Origin of the sequence: Siccirubricoccus soli (assembly GCF_024178315.1) — a bacterium.
In the GTDB taxonomy this organism is placed as follows: domain Bacteria; phylum Pseudomonadota; class Alphaproteobacteria; order Acetobacterales; family Acetobacteraceae; genus Siccirubricoccus; species Siccirubricoccus soli.
This window is the reverse complement of the sequence record NZ_JAMZIK010000006.1, coordinates 26,438-46,470: the sequence shown is the minus strand read 5'-3', so window position 1 is coordinate 46,470 and position 20,033 is coordinate 26,438. Positions and strand designations below refer to the sequence as shown.

The 20,033-nt window shown below is 71.9% G+C and carries 16 protein-coding genes and 2 riboswitches; of the genes, 8 read left to right on the top strand and 8 right to left on the bottom strand.

Annotated features, from left to right (window positions below; genetic code table 11):
- Positions 1-61: 61 nt before the first annotated feature.
- Together NJ376_RS00870 and NJ376_RS00865 are read left to right on the top strand one after the other, a co-directional pair.
- Positions 62-799, top strand: a complete 738-nt coding sequence (locus tag NJ376_RS00870) for a superoxide dismutase (RefSeq protein WP_252951321.1) — start codon at positions 62-64, stop codon at positions 797-799.
- 195 nt (positions 800-994) lie between these two features.
- The gene (locus NJ376_RS00865; RefSeq protein WP_252951320.1) at positions 995-2,041 is read left to right on the top strand and encodes an SDR family oxidoreductase; all 1,047 of its coding nucleotides are present in this window, start codon (positions 995-997) and stop codon (positions 2,039-2,041) included.
- 126 nt (positions 2,042-2,167) lie between these two features.
- Here the strand turns inward: NJ376_RS00865 and NJ376_RS00860 are convergent, their stop codons facing one another.
- From NJ376_RS00860 to NJ376_RS00835, 6 genes are all read right to left on the bottom strand, one after another.
- Positions 2,168-4,666: an esterase-like activity of phytase family protein gene (locus tag NJ376_RS00860; protein WP_252951319.1), complete on the bottom strand. Its 2,499-nt coding sequence runs from the start codon at positions 4,664-4,666 to the stop codon at positions 2,168-2,170.
- Between the two features lie 371 nt (positions 4,667-5,037).
- Positions 5,038-6,003: an acetamidase/formamidase family protein gene (locus NJ376_RS00855; protein ID WP_252951318.1), complete on the bottom strand. Its 966-nt coding sequence runs from the start codon at positions 6,001-6,003 to the stop codon at positions 5,038-5,040.
- A gap of 217 nt (positions 6,004-6,220) precedes the next feature.
- Entirely contained in the window at positions 6,221-9,118 is a 2,898-nt protein-coding gene (gcvP, locus tag NJ376_RS00850) for an aminomethyl-transferring glycine dehydrogenase (protein ID WP_252951317.1), read from the bottom strand.
- Positions 9,115-9,492, bottom strand: a complete 378-nt coding sequence (gene gcvH / locus NJ376_RS00845) for a glycine cleavage system protein GcvH (protein WP_252951316.1) — start codon at positions 9,490-9,492, stop codon at positions 9,115-9,117. The genes gcvP and gcvH overlap by 4 nt, the downstream gene beginning before the upstream one ends.
- A gap of 14 nt (positions 9,493-9,506) precedes the next feature.
- On the bottom strand, positions 9,507-10,613 hold the full coding sequence (gene gcvT, locus NJ376_RS00840) for a glycine cleavage system aminomethyltransferase GcvT (RefSeq protein ID WP_252951315.1): 1,107 nt from the start codon (positions 10,611-10,613) through the stop codon (positions 9,507-9,509).
- Positions 10,614-10,658: 45 nt separating this feature from the next.
- A riboswitch (glycine riboswitch) is annotated at positions 10,659-10,766 on the bottom strand.
- Positions 10,767-10,768: 2 nt separating this feature from the next.
- Positions 10,769-10,860, bottom strand: a riboswitch (glycine riboswitch).
- Positions 10,861-11,240: 380 nt separating this feature from the next.
- Positions 11,241-11,771 carry a hypothetical protein gene (locus NJ376_RS00835; protein ID WP_252951314.1) on the bottom strand — a complete coding sequence of 177 codons (531 nt, stop codon included), beginning with the start codon at positions 11,769-11,771 and terminating at the stop codon, positions 11,241-11,243.
- Positions 11,772-11,877: 106 nt separating this feature from the next.
- Between NJ376_RS00835 and ispH the strand changes: the two genes are divergently transcribed.
- The 3 genes from ispH to rnhA all read left to right on the top strand — a co-directional run bounded on the left by ispH (position 11,878) and on the right by rnhA (position 14,357).
- The gene (gene ispH / locus NJ376_RS00830) at positions 11,878-12,855 is read left to right on the top strand and encodes a 4-hydroxy-3-methylbut-2-enyl diphosphate reductase (RefSeq protein ID WP_252951313.1); all 978 of its coding nucleotides are present in this window, start codon (positions 11,878-11,880) and stop codon (positions 12,853-12,855) included.
- A gap of 64 nt (positions 12,856-12,919) precedes the next feature.
- On the top strand, positions 12,920-13,900 hold the full coding sequence (locus NJ376_RS00825) for a homoserine kinase (protein WP_252951312.1): 981 nt from the start codon (positions 12,920-12,922) through the stop codon (positions 13,898-13,900).
- A 1-nt stretch (position 13,901) separates the two neighbouring features.
- Positions 13,902-14,357, top strand: coding sequence for a ribonuclease HI (gene rnhA / locus NJ376_RS00820; RefSeq protein WP_252951358.1), 456 nt, complete (start codon positions 13,902-13,904; stop codon positions 14,355-14,357).
- A gap of 209 nt (positions 14,358-14,566) precedes the next feature.
- Here rnhA and NJ376_RS00815 read toward each other — a convergent pair whose 3' ends face one another.
- Positions 14,567-15,454: a hypothetical protein gene (locus NJ376_RS00815; protein WP_252951311.1), complete on the bottom strand. Its 888-nt coding sequence runs from the start codon at positions 15,452-15,454 to the stop codon at positions 14,567-14,569.
- Positions 15,451-16,197 carry a sulfite exporter TauE/SafE family protein gene (locus NJ376_RS00810; RefSeq protein ID WP_252951310.1) on the bottom strand — a complete coding sequence of 249 codons (747 nt, stop codon included), beginning with the start codon at positions 16,195-16,197 and terminating at the stop codon, positions 15,451-15,453. Before NJ376_RS00810 ends, NJ376_RS00815 begins: the two co-directional genes overlap by 4 nt.
- Before the next feature lie 86 nt (positions 16,198-16,283).
- Between NJ376_RS00810 and NJ376_RS00805 the strand changes: the two genes are divergently transcribed.
- From NJ376_RS00805 to NJ376_RS00795, 3 genes are all read left to right on the top strand, one after another.
- Positions 16,284-17,189, top strand: coding sequence for a LysR substrate-binding domain-containing protein (locus NJ376_RS00805; protein WP_252951309.1), 906 nt, complete (start codon positions 16,284-16,286; stop codon positions 17,187-17,189).
- Positions 17,190-17,730: 541 nt separating this feature from the next.
- The gene (gene accD, locus NJ376_RS00800) at positions 17,731-18,657 is read left to right on the top strand and encodes an acetyl-CoA carboxylase, carboxyltransferase subunit beta (RefSeq protein ID WP_252951308.1); all 927 of its coding nucleotides are present in this window, start codon (positions 17,731-17,733) and stop codon (positions 18,655-18,657) included.
- Positions 18,654-19,919 (top strand): bifunctional folylpolyglutamate synthase/dihydrofolate synthase, encoded by a 1,266-nt coding sequence (locus NJ376_RS00795; RefSeq protein ID WP_252951307.1) that lies wholly within the window; start codon positions 18,654-18,656, stop codon positions 19,917-19,919. Before accD ends, NJ376_RS00795 begins: the two co-directional genes overlap by 4 nt.
- Positions 19,920-20,033 lie beyond the last annotated feature (114 nt).

Below are 20,033 nucleotides of genomic sequence, written 5' to 3'. Positions count from 1 at the left end.
GCCCTTGGCGTTGCGGCCGGGCCGAACCATCTCCTGCCGCAACCACCTGGGAGAGACCGCCATGCACGCCACCCATGCCCGCCGCGCCCTGCTGCTCGGGGCCGCCGGCGCCGCCCTGACCCTCGCCCTGCCACGGCGGGTCTTCGCCCAGGCGGCCTCCTCCGCCCCGACCGGCCCCTTCACCCTGCCGCCGCTGCCCTACGCCAATGAGGCGAACGAGGCGGCGATCGATGCGCGCACCATGCAGATCCACCACGACCTGCACCATGCGGCCTATGTGAACAACCTGAACGCCGCGCTGCGCGAGCACAGCCAGCTCCATACGATGAAGCTGGAGGAGCTGCTGGCCAAGATCGGCGAACTGCCGGAAGGCATCCGCACGGCCGTGCGCAACAATGGCGGCGGCCACGCCAACCACACCATGTTCTGGGGCGTGATGGGCGGCCGCGGCGGGCAGCCCTCCGGCGAGCTGCTGGCGGCCATCGAGCGCGATCTGGGCGGCTTCGACCAGTTCCGCACCCGCTTCGAGCAGGCGGCGAACACCCAGTTCGGCGCCGGCTGGGCCTTCGTGACGGTGACGCGGGAGGGCAGGCTGGCGATCCAGCAGAAGCCCAACCAGGACACGCCGCTGATGGAAGGCGGCCGGGTGCTGCTGGGCAATGATGTCTGGGAGCACGCCTATTACCTGCGCTACCAGAACCGCCGCGCCGAATACACCCGCGCCTGGTGGAACGTGGTGAATTGGGACGCCGTCGGGCAACGCTACGCCGCGGCCAAGGCGGGCACGCTGGCGATCTAGGTCCCACGCCATCGCTGCGCGATGCCGTGGGGAGGCCGGGGTGCCAAGCGATCAGGGCCCCGCACAGCTTGGCGCGGCAAAGCCGTGCCAGGCCAACGGGCAGCGGGAGCGGCGAGGGGGAGCAAGGCGCCCGGCGGCGGGAACCCGGGGGGTGGGGCGCGGTTGAGGGCGCGTCCCCTGACCCCGAGGTGCCCCATGGCGCGGATCCGGCTGAAGCCGCTCTCGCAGCAGACCATCGTCATCACCGGCGCCAGCTCCGGCATCGGCCTCGCCACCGCCCGCGCCGCGGCCCAGGCCGGCGCCGCGGTCTTCCTCATCGCGCGGAACGAGGAGGCGCTGTCGCGCATCGTCGAGGAACTGCGTGGCCGCGGCGCCCGCGCCGACCACTACGCCGCCGATGTCGGCAAGCTGGAGGAGCTGGAAGCGGCGGCGAAGAAGGCCGAGGAGGTCTTCGGCGGCTATGATTCCTGGGTGAACGATGCCGGCACCTCGGTCTATGGCGAGCTGGAGAAGCTGCCCCTCGCGGATCATCACCGGCTGTTCGAGACGAATTACTGGGGCGTGGTACATGGCAGCACCATCGCGGCGCGGGCGCTGCGCCGGCGCGGCGGCGCCATCGTCAATATCGGCAGCGTGCTGTCCGACCGTTCCATGATCCTGCAGGGCGCCTATTCCGCCACCAAGCACGCCGTGCGCGCCTTCACCGATGCGCTGCGGATGGAGCTGGAGCGGGACGGCGCGCCGATCAGCGTGACGCTCATCAAGCCCTCCGGCATCGAGACGCCCTTCCAGGAGCATGCGAAGAACCTGCTGGATTCCCCCGGCGTCCGCGTGCCGCCGCCGGCCTATGACCCGCGCCTCGTCGCCCGCGCCATCCTCTATGCCTGCGAGCATCGCAAGCGGGAGATCGTGGTGGGCTTCGGCGGCCACGCCATCTCGCTGATGGGCACGCTCTTCCCCCGCGCGACGGATCTGGTGCTGGAGGCGGTGGGCTATGGCGCGCAGACCACCCGGAAGCGGCCGAAGCCGGCGCGGGCGGACAATCTGCACGCGGCGCGGGAGGATGGGACGGAGAAGAGCCTGATGCGCCCGGTGGCGCCGCTGCGCCGCACCAGCCTGTTCCTGGAAGCGCAGCTCCATCCGGCGCTGACCGCGACGGTGCTGGCCGGCCTCGGCGCCCTCGCCGCCGGCGCCCTGGCAGCCCGCGGCCAGCGCCGCATCCACCACCACCGCTGGCACTGAGGCAGCACGCTGCCACTGCGCCGCCGGTGCCCTGAAGCGGCTGCGCCGCTTCAGGCTGTGCGAGGCGCCGCTTGCCGAGCGTCCTCCGGGGCCCCCATGGCGTTGCGCGGCAACGTCATGGGGAAATCAAAAGGCCATGCCGAGCGAGATGGTGAAGAGGTGGTCCAGCGTGCCCTCGCGGCGCGTGCGGATGTCGTAGTCCAGCAGCAGCGAGAAATTCTCCCGCCGGAACACCACGCCGGCGCCGCCGCGGAAGCCGCTCTGGTTCAGCGTCCCGACCGGCCCGGTCACCTGCGCCTCCGGCCGTGCCACGGTGGCGAGGCTGATGGCGATGTCGCGCTTGTCGTCGGTCAGCGCGATGTCGTAGCCGGCGCGAAGCTGGGGCACCACCTGCGCCCAGTCGAAGCGCAGCGGCCAGGAGACCTGCCCGCCCAGGTTCAGCACCGCCTGCTCGAAATCCTGCCGCGGCACCCGGGCGGCGGCGTGGATCGCCTCCGATTCCGTGTAGCCGTTGATCGTCAGGTGGCTGTAGCTCAGCCGCCCGGTCGGGCCGAAGACCACCGGGCCGGAGGTGAAATTGTGCCCGGCGCTGAGCTGAATGAGGTGGCCGCTGCCGGACGGCTTGCCGCGGCCGGTCAGGCCATAGATCTGGGTGTCGCGACGGATGTCCCAGTCGCCGAACAGATAGCTGTATTGCAGGTCCAGCCAGCTCGCGCCGAAGGTCATGGTGGCATAGGGACTGACCGCGCCGCCGGTGCCGTCGATCCGGCTGCTGCCGGAGAGCGAGGTGCTGGTGTCGTAGTAGCTGAGCGAGAGGCCGAGGCGCAGATTGGGGGTGACGCGATAGTCGCCGCCCGCCGTCACCGCCCGCACATCCGGGTCGGCGGCGGCGCGGCCGGTGCTGCCGCCCGGGCCATAGGCGTAGCCGGCGCTGCCGCTGCCGTCGGTGCGGGTGAAGTTGAAGGCGCCGGTCACATAGGCGTTGAAGCGCGGGGCCGTCGCCGCATCCTCCCGGCCCGTCAGGGTGCGCAGGTTGAAGACGCGGGCATCCGCCTGACCCAGCACGGTGCGCGCCACCTGCAGCGCGCTTTCGCCGGTCGCCCGGGCCAGGGGCAGCGCCGTCACCTCCAGCGACTGCAGCGCCAGCGGGTCGATATAGGTGGGCAGGGCGACGCGGTAGACGAGGACGACATTGTCCACGTCGTTCGCCTCGGCATAGGGCGTGCCCTGCATGCTGCCATTGGTGGTGATGAAGTCGTTGTCGCTCGACACCAGCAGGAAGAAATCATGCGGCCGGTTGCGGTCCAGCACCGGCACGAGCGCCATGCCCTCCCACTTCTCATAGAGGTTGTTCGGGGTGTTGGGCAGGCCGTTGTGCAGGCCGAAGCGGGCGAGTTGGCCGTTGTCGTTCATGTTGAGGAAGGCGGAGACCGCGGCCGGCGTGACGCTGCCGACCAGCACGCCGGCCGGCGCGACCGGGGTGGTGCCGTCATAGGCGCTGCCGGCGATGTTGGTGGCGCCGCTGACATCCACCACACTGATGGCGCGATAGGCGGAGGCGGCATCGGCATAGGTGAAGCCGGCGGCGCTGTCGCGGGACAGCATCAGGTACTGGGTGCGGTTGAGCTGCAGCAGCTCGCTCTGCGCCGCCACCAGGGTCTGGCCGGCGGCGTTCACGTATTGCGGCAGGCGGACGACGTATTCGCCGGAAAGGCGCGGCGCATCCGGGTTGCTGATGTCATAGGTCAGCATGCGGGTGTAGTAGCGGGTGCCGGCGGCGCTGCCGCCATCCTGGCGCGTCGCGCTCTGCAGCAGGGCGGTCAGCGTCCGGCCGTCCGGGCTGATCGCCAGCCCCTCATAGCCCTGGTTGTTCTGCCTCCCGGTCACGGGGTTGGCGGGCGTCGGGCCCGGCTGGCCGGCGGGCGGGTTGTTGGAGGAGTACTGCTCCACCCCGTTGCGGATCGGGATCAGCGCATCCGGGGCGCGGATGGCGCCGAGCATCCTGCCATCGGCGCTGAAACGGTAGATGCCAGGGCCGTATTCGTCGCTGATCCAGAAGCTGCCGTCGCGGCTGCGCACCACGCCTTCGGTGTCCAGCGCCACGCGGCCATTGGCGCCGATGGGCAGCACCGGAAAGCCGCCGCCCGCCGGGCGGGTGCCGGAGGCATCGAGGCCGGTGGTCGGGGTGCCGTTGCCATCGCTCAGGCCCAGGGTCTGGGTGAGGTTGAGGCCGAGCTGGCTCTGCTGCCCCGGCCCGGCGGGGAGGATGGCGGCACCGGAATAGGGGCTGAGGGTGATGGCGAAGCGCTGCAGCCGCGCCTGGTAGTCCACGCTGCCTTGGGTGTTCCAGCCGCGGTCGGGCAGGCCGAAGAGCACGCCGCTGTAGCTGTCGCCATTCCGGCGCCAGGTGCTGAGGTCCATGACCAGGCCGGAGCCGAAGCTCAGCGTGTCGCCGAACAGGTCGCGCGCCGTGGCGGGGGCGCGGCCGACACCGACCAAGCCCTGATTCTCGAAGGTGGCGCTGCCGATGACGACAGGCTGGGCGGCCGCGGCGCCGGCGAGCAGGGAAAGGGAGGCAGCGGCAAGCGGCAGGGCAGCGCGGCGCGGCGGGCAGGCTTTCGGCATGAGCGATGGCTTCCGGAGGTTGCGGGGAAAGGGCTCCCCGCGGCGAAGGCGCTAGCTCTGCCGCAATGTTTTGTGACAATCCCGCCGGGTTTCGTTGCGGGTTGATGAAGAAGACGGGCGGCCGGGTGAAACTTTGGAAGGGTTTGCGCTGGTTTAGGGGGGTGGTGCAGGAGTTGCCCGGGGCTGCGGGTGGGAGCCACCCCTGCCGCGTTGGCGGCAGTGCCGCCAACCCCGCCAGCCAGGAAGGGAGGTGGTGTCATCTTCGCCGCCCGGTGTCCCGCCACGGCTTTGCCGTGGCGGGCTGTGCCGGATGCCGGCAGGACAGCGCCTCCGGGGCCCCCGCGGCGGCGCGCAGCGCCGTCGTGGGGAGACTAGAACAGCAGCCCCTTCTTCAGCAGCCCGTGCACGCCCTTCTCGCCGTTCACCGTCTGGGTGACGTGGAAATCCACGCAGAGGCTGCAAAGCTGGTAGGCATCGGCGGCGGAGAGGTTGGAGCGGGAGACGATGAAGGCGATCATCTCCCTGAGCGCCTGCTTCATCGCCAGGTCCAGATCCTCATGCATGCCCATGCTGATGAAATGCGTGGCGGTCTCGGCGCGGGGATACTTCAGCACCGGATCCTTGGCGCCGCCGCCCTTTTCCAGGCCCAGGCGGAAATGGCCGGTCAGGCAGATCTCCAGTGCATTGATGCAGACCTCGCCATCGCCCTGCACGCCATGCCCGTCGCCAGCCGAGAAATTGGCGCCCGGGACAAAGACCGGCAGGTAGAGCGTGGCGCCGGCGCCAAGTTCCTTGTTGTCCAGGTTGCCGCCATGGGCACGCGGCTCCTTGGTGGAGATCGCGCCCCAGTCTTCCGGCGGGGCAACGCCCATGACGCCGAAGAAGGGGGCGAGGGGAATGGTGATGCCGGGGCCGACCGGGACCTTGCAGGTCATCTCCTGGCGGTCCACCGGGATGTGCAGCACGCGCCTGTAGGGAAAATCCTCCGGCAGGGTGCCCGCCAGCGGGCGGAAGGCGCAGAAGCCCCAATCGGCGCCGAGGTCGATGCGCTCGATATCGACGCGCAGGCAGTCGCCCGGCTCGGCGCCCTTCACGGCGACGGGGCCGGTCAGGATATGCGGGCCGAGGCGCGGCACGCCGGCAGCATGGATGGCGGCGAGGCGCGGTGGCAGGGACAGGCCACTGCCCGCATCCGGCATCACCTCCGGCCCGCCGGAGACGCATTCAAGGATGACAAGGTCGCCCGGTGCGACCTCCTTCACCGGCGGCACGGCGGCGTCGAAGGCACCCCAGCGGATGTTCTCGAGCGTGGGTTCGATGTGGTGGGTGGCGGGCAAGGGCGCGCTCCTCGGGGCTGGGCTGGGGGGCGTGGCATTTTCCGTGCCGCAGGGTCGAGGAGGGCTCTGCCCTCCTCGAACTCCACCCGCCCAAGGCCGAAGGGCCTTTGGAAACCATGAGTTTCGGACCCGACGGTCGAAGCGCAAAACTCAAGGGTTCAAAGGGCCTTTCGGCCCTTTGCGAGGGGGAGCTTGAGGGGGAGCAGCGCTCCCTCAACTATTCGGCGGCTTGCAGCTGCATCTGCTGCGCATAGGCCTCCAGCGGCGCGCAGGTGCAGACCAGGTTGCGGTCGCCATGGACATTGTCCACGCGCTTCACCGGCGGCCAGAATTTATGCGCCCGCACGAAGGGCGCCGGGAAGGCGGCCTCCTCCCGGCTGTAGGGGTGCGTCCACTCCGCCGCCATCACCTCCCCGGCGGTGTGGGGCGCGTTCTTCAGCGGGTTGTCGGCGCGGTCGCTGCGGCCCTGCTCCACGGCGCGGATCTCGGCGCGGATGGCGATCATGGCGTCGCAGAAGCGGTCCAGCTCCGCCTTCGGCTCGCTCTCCGTCGGCTCCACCATCAGCGTGCCGGAGACCGGCCAGGACATGGTGGGCGCGTGGTAGCCGTAATCCTGCAGCCGCTTGGCGATGTCCTCCACCAGCACGCCGCCGCCCTGCTGGAAGCCGCGGCAATCCAGGATGCATTCATGCGCCACCATGCCGCGGGCGCCCCGGTAGAGCACCGGGAAATGCCCCGACAGCCGCTGCGCGATGTAGTTGGCGTTGAGGATCGCCACCTGCGTCGCGCGCGTCAGCCCCGCCGCCCCCATCAGGCGGATATAGGTATAGGAGATGGGCAGGATGGCAGCGCTGCCGAAGGGCGCGGCGCTCACCGGACCATAGCCCGTCGCCGGCCCGGCCTCGGCCAGCAGCGGGTGGTTCGGCAGGTGCGGTGCCAGATGCGCCGCGACGCCGATCGGCCCGACGCCCGGGCCGCCGCCGCCATGCGGGATGCAGAAGGTCTTGTGCAGGTTCAGGTGGCAGACATCGGCGCCGATGGCGGCCGGGGAGGTCAGCCCGACCTGCGCATTCATGTTGGCGCCATCCATATAGACCTGCCCGCCCTTCGCATGGATCAGGGCGCAGATCTCGCGGATGGCTTCCTCGAACACCCCATGGGTCGAAGGGTAGGTGATCATCAGCGCGGCCAGCCTGTCCGCGTGCTGCTCCGCCTTGGCGCGCAGATCGGCGACATCGACATTGCCGTCCCGGTCGCAGCCGACCACCACCACCTTCATCCCCGCCATCACCGCGGAGGCGGGGTTGGTGCCATGCGCGCTGCTGGGGATGAGGCAGATGTCGCGATGCTCCTGGCCCTGCGCCTGATGCCAGGCGCGGATGGCCAGCAGCCCGGCATACTCGCCCTGGCTGCCGGCATTGGGCTGCAGCGAGACGGCGGCGAAGCCGGTGATGCCCGCCAGCCAGGTTTCCAGCCGGCGGATCAGGGTGAGATAGCCCTGCGCCTGATCGATCGGCGCGAAAGGATGCATCCCTGCGAAGCCCGGCAGGGTGATGGGGATCATCTCCGCCGTCGCGTTCAGCTTCATCGTGCAGGACCCCAGCGGGATCATGCTGCGGTTCAGCGCGACGTCCTTGTCCTCCAGCCGCTTCAGGTAGCGGAGCATCGCATGCTCGCTATGGTGGCTGTTGAAGACCTCGGCGGTGCAGAAGGGCGAGGTGCGGGCGAGTGCCGCGGGAATGCCGCCCATGGGCGCCAGCCCGTCCAGCGCGCCGCCGCCGAGCAGCTCGGCGAGGCTCGCCAGCTCCTCCCGCGTCACCGTCTCGTCGAGGGCGATGCCGACCAGCCCGCCCTTCCGCCGCAGGTTGAAGCCGCGGGCGAGCGCACCGGCGACCAGCGCTTCGGCGCGGTCACCGGCCTCGATGGCGATGGTGTCGAAGAAGGCATCATGGCGCAGGGTGAAGCCGCCCCGCCGCGCCGCCGCGGCCAGCACCCGCGCCTGCAGCGCGACGCGGCTGGCGATGCGCTTCAGCCCCTCCGGCCCGTGCCACACCGCATACATGCTGGCCATGACGGCCAGCAGCACCTGGGCGGTGCAGATGTTGCTCGTCGCCTTCTCGCGGCGGATATGCTGCTCGCGGGTCTGCAGGGCGAGGCGCATGGCCGGGTTGCCGGCGGCATCGACGGAGACGCCGACCAGGCGCCCGGGCAGCAGCCGCTTCAGCGCATCCTTCACCGCCATGTAGGCGGCATGCGGCCCGCCATAGCCGAGCGGCACGCCGAAGCGCTGGGTGGAGCCGACCACGACATCGGCGCCCATCTCGCCCGGCGGGGTCAGCAGGGTCAGCGCCAGCGGATCGGCGGCGACGATGGCAAGCCCGCCCGCCGCCTGCACCGCGGCGATCTCCGGCGCCAGGTCGCGCACCTCGCCGGTGGTGCCGGGATATTGCAGCAGCAGGGCGAAGGGCTTCTCCGCGGCACAGGCGGCGACCACCTCCGAGGGCGGCACCACGACGACGCGGATGCCCACCGGCTCGGCGCGGACGCGCACCACGGCCAGGGTCTGCGGATGCAGGTCGGCGGCGACCAGCAGCGTGCTGCCCTTCGCCTTGTGCGCGGCATGGGCCAGCGTCACCGCTTCGGCCGCGGCCGTCGCCTCATCCAGCAGGGAGGCGTTGGCGACCGGCAGGCCGGTGAGGTCGGCCACCATGGTCTGGAAATTCACCAGCGCTTCCAGCCGCCCCTGGGCGATCTCCGCCTGGTAGGGGGTGTAGGCGGTGTACCAGCCGGGATTCTCCAGCACGTTGCGCAGGATGACCGGCGGGGTGTGGGTGCCGTAATAGCCCAGGCCGATCAGCGACTTGATGTCGGACCGGTTCTGCGCGGCCAGCGCCCGCAGCTCGGCCAGCGCCTCGGCCTCCGTCGCCGGGGGCGGCAGGAGGGAGAGGTCGGCGCCGGCGATGGCGGCCGGCACGGTGCGGCCGGCCAGCGCTTCGAGGCTCTCCGCGCCGACCAGCTTCAGCATGTCGGCAATCTCGGCCTCGCCGGGGCCGATATGGCGCCGGGCGAATTCGCCGCGGTCCTCCAGGGCTTCCAATTCGTCGAGGATGCTCACGCCAGGCTCTCCACGAAGGCGGCATAGGCCGCGTCATCGAGCAGGGCGGCGATCTCCGCCGGATCCTTCGGCTCGATCTTGAAGAACCAGCCCTCGCCGGTCGGCTCGCGGTTGATGAGGCCGGGGTCCTCGGAGAGGGCGGCGTTCACCTCGACGATCCGGCCCGCGATCGGGGCATAGACGTCGGAGGCGGCCTTCACGCTCTCGACCACGGCGATGGCCTCGCCAGCCGCTACCTCCCGTCCCACCTCGGGCAGGTCCACGAAGACCACATCGCCCAGCGCGTTCTGCGCATGGTCGGTGATGCCGACGGTGGCGGCATCGCCGTCGGCCCGCACCCATTCATGGTCCTTGGTGAAGCGCATGTCGGACATTGGCGTGACGATCCTTATCGGGCGTAGCGATGGGGGATGAAGGGCATGGGGCAGATGCGGGCGGGCAGGGGCTTGCCACGCACCATCAGCTCCAGCGCGGTGCCGTCCGTGGCGTGCTCCCGCGCCACATAGCCCATGGCCATGGGGCCGTTCAGGCTGGGGCCGAAGCCGCCGGAGGTGATCTCGCCGATCTGGCCACCGCCCGGGGCGTGGATGGGGGTGTGGCCGCGGGCCGGCTGGCGGCCTTCCGGCCGCAGCCCGACGCGCAGGCGCTTGGGGCCGTTCGCCAGTTCCTCCCGCACCCGCTCGGCGCCGGGGAAGTCCCATTCCATGCGGCGGCGCTTGCCGATGGTCCAGGTCAGCGCCGCCTCGATCGGGCTGGTCGTCTCGTCGATATCGTTGCCATAGAGGCAGAGCCCGGCTTCCAGCCGCAGGGAATCCCGGGCGCCGAGGCCGGCCGGCGCCACCTCGGGCTGGGCCAGCAGGGCCCGGGCCAGGGCCTCCGCCTGCTCGGCGGGGCAGGAGATCTCCCAGCCATCCTCGCCGGTATAGCCGCTGCGGCTGGCGAGCACCGGGATGCCGGCGATCTCCGCCGCGGCGACGCCCATGAAGGAAAGGGCGGTGAGGGCAGGGGCCAGCGGCGCCAGGGCGGCGACGGCGCCCGGGCCCTGCAGCGCCAGCAGGGCGCGGTCCGGCAGGGGCTTCAGGGTGACACCGGCCGGCAGGGCGGCGGCGATTAGGGCGAAATCCTCCGCCTTGCGGCTGGCATTCGCCACCAGGAAGAGCCGGTCGCCGAGATTGGCGACCATGAAATCGTCGAAGATGCCGCCCGATTCGGTGGTCAGCAAGCCGTAGCGCTGGCGGCCCGGCTTCAGGCCCTGGACGTCGGCGGGCGTCACCCGCTCCAGCGCCGCCGCGGCGCCCTCGCCGACGATCTCGGCCTGGCCCATATGGGAGACATCGAACAGCCCGGCCTGGGCGCGGGTGTGCAGATGCTCCGTCAGGATGCCTTCGGGGTACTGCACCGGCATGGCGTAGCCGGCGAAGGGCACCATGCGGGCGCCGAGGCTGCGATGCAGCGAATCGAGCGGGATGGTGAGAAGCTTCTCGGTATCGGCCACGAATCCCCCTGCCGCGGTAGCGGCGTGAGTTGCGATCGTGGCCCCCCTCTGTCCGGTAACCTGAGAGATTCGGCCCTGGCCGGCATCCGGGGATGCGGTTCGGCGCCTTACTCCGTCGGTGCCGAGGCCCTGAAGCCCCAGGCTTTCCAGAGGTCCCTACCCGCGCGGCCCTTCTGCCTGAGCGTTTCCGGGGGCCGGTTGCGCCTTCGGCGGGGGCGGTGAAGCCCCTCTCTCCCGCGCGGGATCTGCGGGTAGCGCCGGTCTAGCCCGGGAAGCCCTCCCGGCGCAACCTTCGCCACCCGCCAGAATGACCCAGGGCGGCAACCATCTGGTTCATAAGGCAGGCCACCAGCCCCGCCGCCCGAGCGCATGGGATCGCCCATCGCCCGGCCGTGGCAGGTGGAGCAAGGTATTGATTCAGGGCTGTTCGGGCGCCGAGCCGTTGCCGGCGATGACGGCCCGGGCCGGCAACAAATCCGTACCCAAGGCAGGCCGCCAGCCCTGCACCCGGCCCAACCGGACCGCCCGTTGTCCTGCCACGGCTTCGCCGCGGCAGGCTGTGCGAGGCGCCGGTCGTCACGCCTCTTCCGGGGCCCCCACGGCGTTGCGCAGCAACGTCGTGGGGATCTAGCGTGGCCCCCGCCGGCGGTTGAGGGCGAGGTCTTCAGGCGTCAGGGCGAAGGTGGCCCAGATGCGGTAATCCTGCGCCCGCCTGCCCTCGCCCAGGGGCAGGGTCACCGTCACCGGCGCGCTCTGGAAGCTTGTCCGCGTCTCGTTGCGGCCGAAGCCCACCTGTTCCACGAAATCCTGGCCAATGATCCGGTCCGTCGCCGGATCGATCATCACCACGGACCAGGGCAGTTCGAAGACCCGCCCCTCCGCCCCCGCGCCGCGTTCCACGGTGAAGCTCGCGACGATCTTCATCTCGATGCTGCGGTTCCCCCGGCCCGGATTGCAGCCGCCGCTCAGCCCGGTCAGCCGCGCATCGAATTCCAGCGTCGTCAGATCCCTGACCGGCCCGGGGCGGTAGCGGGTGAGGTCGGCGCCTTCCGCCAGAATCCCCGGCGTCGGGCAGGCCAGCGGCGCGCCGGACGGGGCCGAGCCGCACCCCGCCAGCGCCGCCGTGAGCCCGGCGGCCAGGACAACTCGACTCCGCATCCCCATCTTCCCCCTTGAGCCCGCATCGCTGACGGCTAGTGTGCGCCCGCACTCTGCCCGCCGGCGCCACGGCACGGCAACCCGAGGCCTGCGAGCACATCACACCATGGATCAAATCCCCCAGCCGCCCCGTTCCGACAAGCCCCGGCTGCATGTGCTGCTGGCCGGGCCGCGCGGCTTCTGCGCCGGCGTGGACCGTGCCATCAAGATCGTGGAGGAGGCGCTGCGGCGCTACGGCGCCCCGGTCTATGTCCGGCACGAGATCGTCCATAACCGCTTCGTCGTGCAATCCCTGGAACGCCAGGGCGCCATCTTCGTGGAGGAGCTGGACGAGGTGCCGGACGACGCCCCCGTGGTGTTCAGCGCCCATGGCGTGCCGAAATCCGTCCCGGCCGAGGCCTCCCGCCGCAAGCTCTTCTACCTGGACGCCACCTGCCCACTGGTGAGCAAGGTGCACCGGGAGGCGGAGCAGCATTTCACCCGCGGTCGGCACATCCTGCTCATCGGCCATGCCGGGCACCCGGAGGTGGTGGGCACCATGGGCCAGCTCCCCGATGGCATGGTGACGCTCATCGAGGATGAGGAGCAGGCCCGCACCGCCCCAGTGCCGACCGACCGGCCGCTGGCCTTCATCACCCAGACGACGCTCTCGGTGGACGACACCAGCGGCATCGTCGCCGCGCTGAAGGCGCGCTTCCCGCAGATCCACGCTCCGGCCAAGGAGGATATCTGCTACGCCACCACCAACCGCCAGGCGGCGGTGAAGGCCATCGCGCCGCGCGCCGCGCTGATGGTGGTGGTGGGGGCGCCCAATTCCTCCAACTCCCTCCGGCTGGTGGAGGTGGCGGAGCGCGCCGGCTGTCCCCGCGCCCTGATGGTGCAGCGGGGGCGGGAGCTGGACCCGGCGATGGCCGAGGGTCTCGGCACCATCGGCATCACCGCCGGCGCCAGCGCGCCGGAGGTGCTGGTGGAGGAGGTGCTGGCCCGGCTGCGGGAGCGGTTCGAGCTGGAGATCGAGGAGGTGGTGGTGGCGGAGGAGACCGTGACCTTCAAGCTGCCGGCCGCCCTGCAGGCCGCCACCTGAGTTGCCGCCCGCGGGGGCGCCTGGCGCCCTCGCCCTGCGGCAAGGGGCAAGCTAGAAGCCCCGCATGGCGGTCTATACCGAAGTCTCCGACGAAGCCCTGCGTGCCTTCCTGGCCGAGTACGAGCTGGGCGAGCTGCGCGCCTATCGCGGCATCGCCGAGGGGGTGGAGAATTCGAACTACGCTTTGCAGACCGGGGCCGGCGACTTCATCCTGACGCTTTACGAAAAGCGGGTGGACCCCGCCGAGCTGCCCTATTTCCTCGGGCTGATGCAGCACCTGGCGGCGCGCGGCCTGGCCTGCCCCCAGCCGGTGGCGGCGCGGGACGGGCAGGCGCTGCGGCGGCTGGCCGGGCGGCCGGCGGCCATCTGCACCTTCCTGCCCGGCGTCTGGCCTCGCCGCGTCCGGCCGGAGCATTGCGCGCCGCTGGGCGAGGCGCTGGCCCGGCTGCACGCCGCCGGGGCGGATTTCCCCGGGCGGCGGCCGAACGCCCTCGGCCCGGCCGGCTGGGCGCCGCTGCTCGACCGCTGCCGGGCGCAGGGGGATGCGGTGCAACCCGGCCTCATCGCCCAGCTCGACGCCGCGCTGGCGGGCCTCCTCGCCGCCTGGCCGGCGGCGGGGGCGCTGCCGGAGGGGCAGATCCATGCCGATCTCTTCCCCGACAATGTCTTCTTCCTGGAGGGCCCGGGCGGCCAACCCCAGGTCTCCGGCCTCATCGACTTCTACTTCGCCTGCACCGACCTGCTGGCCTATGACCTTGCCGTCTGCCTGAACGCCTGGTGCTTCGAGCCGGACGGGGCCTACAACGTGACCAAGGCGCGGGCGCTGATCGGCGCCTATCACCGGCAGCGGCCGCTCTCGGCGGCGGAGCGGGCGGCGCTGCCGGTGCTCTGCCGCGGCGCCGCGCTGCGCTTCCTGCTGACCCGGCTGTATGACTGGACGACGACGCCCCCGGGCGCGCTGGTGACGCGCAAGGACCCGCTGGAATACCTCCGCAAGCTCCGCTTCTTCTCCACCGCCTCGGGGCCGGAGGCGCTCGGTGGCTGAGATGGGGGAGGGGGTTGCCCTGGTCGAGATCTGGACCGATGGCGGCTGCAAGCCGAATCCCGGCCCCGGGGGCTGGGCGGCGATCCTGCGCTTCGGCGAGGTGGAGAAGGAGCTGAGCGGCGGCGACCCGGCCACCACCAACAACCGCATGGAACTGACCGCGGCCTGCGCCGCGCTGGAGGCGCTGAAGCGTCCCTGCCGCGTGGTGCTGCACACGGACAGCGAATATGTGCGGAACGGCATCAGCCGCTGGGTCCATGGCTGGGTGAGGAACAATTGGCGCAACGCCGCCAAGGACCCGGTGGCGAATATGGAGCTGTGGCAGCGCCTGCTGGCCGCCGCCAAGCCGCATCAGGTGGAATGGAAATGGGTGCGCGGCCATGCCGGCGACCCGATGAACGAGCGGGCGGACAAGCTGGCGACGGCGGCGCGGCTGGCGCTCGGCGGGGCGCCCTGATCCCGGCTGCCCCGATTCGCGGCGGCCGAGGCGGTTCCTGACTCCGGACAGCCCGGCCGCGGACAGGGTCCTCGTGGCACGCGGCGGATGAAGCCGGCCCCGCCTGCGGCCTCACGCCCCAGTGCGCCGCCCGGAGCTGATGTCCTGCCCGCGAAGTTCGCGGGATCTCCCACGCACGCGGCGGATCAGCAGGCCACTGAAGACAATGGCTAGTGGTCTTCCCGATAGGCCGCCGGGGCGGCCTCGTCCGGCAATCCGGCGTCCGATGGCGGTACGTCGCTACGGATGGCATCCATCTCCGCCCCGGACGGGAAGCGACCGGCATGGTCCCCCGCATGCGGCTGTCCAGGAACAGAGGCCGTGCTGCCGAAGGCGGCCGCGAAATGCCGGACCACGCGCGCCACCGCCGCCTGCGTCGCCCGGCCGTCGCTGCGCGAGAAAAGGCGCGTCGCTGACCCATCGGGGTGCGGCAGCAGGGCGGTCCCGTCCTCCCATGGCCCGTGGCCATGGTCCCAGCCATGGGTGGCGCCGCGCAGTGGCTCGGCGCCCGGGGTGACGTGGCGGCAGGCGGCCGTCTCGGCGGGATCGTCCGGATGCAGCAGCAGGGTCGGCCCGGTGTGGTGGCGCGGCGCCAGGCCGGCGCAGGCCGGGTAGAGGGCGGCGGCCGGCAGCCCGGGCGGCGCAGCAAGGGCGGCGCGCCCGCCGCCGCCGAAGCCGAGCAGGCCGATGCGCGTGCCATCCAGCCGCCCTGGCGCGATGTCGCGGGCGATGCGCCGCAGCCAGGGCGGCGTCAGTAGCGTCATGGCCGCGTCGGGCTCGTCCACCATCAGCTTGAGGACGGCGATGCCCGCCTGCAGCAGGTAGTCCAGATAGGGCGTCTCGCGGCCATCCGCCCCCGGGCGGTCCGCCAGGACCAGCACCACGGGATGAGGGCCGGGGCCCGCGGCCGGCGGCAGGAAGAGCCAGGCCATGCCATGCGGCGTCCAGAGGGTGCGCGCCTCATCGGCTCTCGCCGGGCCGGGCGCGGCCAGGAGCAGCGCCGCCGCGCAGGCGAGGGTCAGGCGCCCGGCGGCCCGGCCGGTGCGGCCGCCCGTCACCCCAGCCCCCGCCAGATGAGCTCGCCCCCGAGCAGGAGCAGCCCGAGGAAGAAGCCGCGGCGGAAGACCTCGGGCCGCGCCCGCGCGCGGAGCAGGCCGCCGAGCCACATGCCGGCAAGCGCCGGCAGCACCGCGAGGAGCGAGCTGCCCGAGGCCGCGAGCGGCAGCGCGCCATGCAGCGCGAGGCCGGCCGCGAGCGCGATGGTGGAGACGGTGAAGGAGAGCCCGAGCGCCTGCACCAGCTCATCCCGCCCCAGGCCGAGCGAGCCGAGATAGGGCACGGCCGGGATGACGAAGACGCCGGTCGCACCGGTGATCAGCCCGGTCGCCGCCCCGCTCAGCGGCCCCGCCCAGGGCTCCGCCGCCGGCGGCACGCGGAGCCGGGGCTGCACCAGCCCGACCAAGCCATAGAGCGCCAGCGCGGCCCCCAGCGCGGCGCTGGCGGCATGGGCGGCCGCGCCGGCGATGATCCCCGATCCGGCCAGGGTGCCGGCAGCGATGGCCAGCATCATGGGCCAGAGCCGCCGCAGCAGGGCGCCGAAGCGCGGCCCGGCAAGGAGCTGCCAGACATTCGTCACGAACGAAGGCAGGATGAGCAGCGCAGCCGCCTCGACCGGCGGCATGGCCAGGCCGAGCAGGCCCATGGCGACGGTCGGCAGGCCAAGGCCGAGCAGGCCCTTCACCATGCCGGCCAGCAGGAATATGCAGCAGAGCAGGAGCGGGAGGGAGAGGCTGTCCGTCATGCGCCGGACGATGCGGCCCGGCGGCGCTGCCCCGCAATGCGGGATTGGCGTAGCCTGTCTCTGCCATAGCCGAAGGCACGCCGCGCATGCATTTCGACCTGACCGATCTGCGGCTGTTCCTGCATGTGGTGGAGGAGGGCAGCATCACGGCGGGCGCCGCGCGGGCCGGCCTCGCCCTGGCCTCGGCCTCCGCGCGGGTGCGGGGGATGGAGGAGCAGGCGGGCGTGCCCTTGCTGGAGCGGGGCCGCCGCGGCGTGGTGCCGACCGAGGCCGGCCGCACCCTGCTGCGCCATGCGCGGCTGGTAACCGGCCAGGTGGAGCGGATGCGCGGCGAACTGGGCACCTATGCGCGCGGCCTGAAGGGCCATGTGCGGCTGCTGGCCAATACCGCCGCTGTGGCGGAATTCCTGCCTGAATGCCTCGCCGCTTTCCTCGCCGCGAATTCGAATGTGGATGTGGAGCTGGGCGAGCGCTCCAGCCCCGAGGTGGCGCGGGCGGTGGCGGAGGAGGAGGCGCAGATCGGGATCGCCGCCGGCCATGCGGATGTCACGGGGCTGGAGGTGCGGCCCTTCCGGGCCGACCGGCTGGTGCTCATCGCCCCGTCGGGCCACCCCCTGGCGGGGCGCGGGCGGATCGCCTTCGCCGAGGCGCTGGGCGGTGATTTCGTCGGCCTTGCGGATGACAGCGCCCTTGGCGGGCATCTGGCCGGGCATGCGGCGCGGGCGGGCGGGCGGATGCGGATCCGCGTGCGGGTGCGCGGGCTGGACACCGCCTGCCGCATGGTCGCGCTGGGCGCCGGCCTCGCCGTGGTACCCGAGGCGGCGGCGCGGCGCTGGCACGGGCAGGGGGCGCTCGCCCTGGTGCGGCTGGAGGATCCCTGGGCGGAGCGGCAATTGATGGTGCTGGTGCGGCGCCTCGAGGCCCTGCCCTCGCATGCCCGGCGCCTCGCGGAGCATCTCGCCGCCTCGGCCGGGGCCGCGCCGGGGCGGTGAGGCCGCCGCGGCCAGGGCCTTTCAGCGAATGGGGGCGAGGGATCACATGCCGGGAAGGGGCGCGGCACCACCAGGGCTGGTCAGCTTGGTCGGCCGACCGACGCCTGGAGCACATCACCCTGGAGCAATAGCCGACCCAGTGGAATCACCTGATCGGATTTCTTCCTCTGGAAAATACAAGTTCTAGAGCAGCTTGTCTCCGACCTGATGGATCACGCGCTGGTCCATCAGGTCGGAGGCTGCTCTAGGGCGGCATCGCCTGAAGGCGCGAAGCTGCTCTGCAAACATAGGCGTAGAGCGCTTTCGGCGAGCGCATGTGAACCGAAAATGCTCCGGGGGACAAAAAGCCGCTCCCCGGCAGGTCCGAGGCCCGCCATGCCGGGGAGGGCGCAGTCCGCGATCCGGGCGCCAGCCTCCCCGCCCCGCCCCGCACCCCGCGCCTCGGAGTCGAGCGAGGCCGGCAAAAATTTGCCTCTCCCTGCGCCCCGCCCTAACTCCTCCCCCGGCCGCCCAGGGGGCGTCGCCGCCGCGGAAGGACCCGATGAACTGGATCAGCGAGTGGGCGCTGCCCAAGATCAAGACGCTGTTCGGCGCGCCGCGCGAGGTGCCGGAGAATCTCTGGCATAAATGCCCCGCCTGCGAGCAGATGGTCTTCCACCGCGACCTGGAGCGGAACCTGCATGTCTGCCCGCATTGCGGCCACCATATGCGGGTCGGCGCCCGCCAGCGCCTGGACTACACGCTGGATGAGGGCTGGCAGCGCATAGAGCTGCCGAAGGCGCCGCAGGATCCCCTCCGCTTCCGCGACCAGCGCCGCTACGTGGACCGGCTGCGGGAGGCGCAGTCCAAGGCCGGGCAGGAGGATGCGGTAGTGGTCGCCCATGGCGCCATCGAGGGCAACCGCGTCGTCGCCGCCGCCTTCGATTTCAGCTTCATGGGCGGCTCGATGAGCGCCGGGGTGGGCGAGGCGCTGGTCACCGCCGCCCGCCTCGCCGTGCTGCAGGATGCGCCGCTGATCGTCTTCACCGCCTCCGGCGGCGCGCGCATGCAGGAAGGCGCCATCTCGCTGATGCAGATGCCGCGCACCGTCATCGCCACGCGCATGGTGAAGGAGGTGGGGCTGCCCTTCATCGTGGTGCTCTGCGACCCGACGACGGGCGGCGTGACCGCCAGCTTCGCCATGCTGGGCGACATCCAGATCGCCGAGCCCGGCGCCATGATCGGCTTCGCCGGCGCCCGGGTCATCGAGCAGACGGTGCGGGAGAAGCTGCCCGAAGGCTTCCAGCGCGCCGAATACCTGCTGGCCCACGGCATCCTGGACATGGTGGTGAAGCGCGGCGAGATGCGGGCGACGCTGGCCCGCCTCATCGGGCTGCTGCGCCTGCCGGAGCGCCAGCCGGCGCCGGCGGCGGAGCCCATGCTCTCCCTCGCCTCGCCCTCGCCCGAGGGGCCGGCGCCCGCTGCATGAGCCGCTCCGAGGAGATCATCGACCGCCTGCACGCGCTGCATCCGAAGCTGATCGACCTCAGCCTCGGGCGGCTGCAGGCGCTGCTGGCGAAGCTCGGCCATCCCGAGCGCGCCCTGCCGCCGGTGGTGCATGTGGCCGGCACCAATGGCAAGGGCAGCACCTGCGCCTTCCTGCGCGCCATCGCGGAAGCCGCCGGGCAGCGCGTGCATGTCTACACCTCCCCCCACCTCGTCCGCTTCCATGAGCGCATCCGCCTGGCCGGCAGGCTGGTGGAGGAGGATGCGCTGGCGGCGGCGCTGGCGGAGGTGGAGGCGGTGAACGAAGGCGCCCCCATCACGGTGTTCGAGGTCATCACCGCCGTCGCGCTGCTGCTGTTCAGCCGCGTCCCGGCCGACCTGCTGGTGCTGGAGGTCGGGCTCGGCGGCCGCTTCGACGCGACCAATGTGGTGGAGCGCCCGGCGGCGACGGCGATCGCCTCCATCTCCATGGACCATATGGAGTTCCTGGGCGACCGGCTGGCCGGCATCGCCGGGGAGAAGGCCGGCATCATGAAGCCTGGCGTGCCCTGCGCCACAGGTGCGCAGGCGCCGGAGGCGATGCAGGTGCTGCGGGAGAATGCCGCCACGGTCGGCGCCCCGCTGCTGGCGCGCGGCGAGGCCTGGGAGGTGGCGCCGCGGCCGGACGGGCTGCTCTACCGCGACGCGGGCGGCGAGCTGGCCTTGCCGCCGCCCGCCCTGCTCGGCGCGCATCAGGCGGAGAATGCCGGCATCGCCATCGCCGCGCTGCGCGCCTGGAACCCGCCCTGGCTGAGCGAGGCGGCGATCGCCGAGGGGCTGCGCCGTGCGGAATGGCCGGCGCGGCTGCAGCGGCTGCACGGCGCCCTGGCGCAGCGCCTGCCGCCGGGCTGGGAGCTGTGGCTGGATGGCGGGCACAATGCCGGCGGCGGCGCGGCGCTGGCCGCCCATTGCGCCACCTGGCGGGACCGGCCGCTGCACCTGGTGGTGGGGATGAAGGGCAGCAAGGTGGTGGCGGATTTCCTCCGCCCGCTGCTGCCGCTGGCCACCACCCTCTTCGCGGTAGCGGAGCCCGGCCAGCACCTGGCGACGCCGGTGGAGCGCATCATCGAGGCGAGTGGCGGCGTGGCCCGGCCGGGGCCGGATGTCGCCGGGGCGCTGGCGCAGCTCTCCGGCCCGCCGGCGCGGGTGCTGATCTGCGGCAGCCTCTATCTGGCCGGCGAGGTGCTGAAGGCCGACGGGGCCTGATACCCGGCTCGGAAGGTCCTTGCGTGCCGAGCCGGGTATCGCGCGCCGGGTTGATGTGGCGGCTGCGCGCCCACGGACCGATATCGGTCAGCCTGTCGCACGGCTGGTAAGACC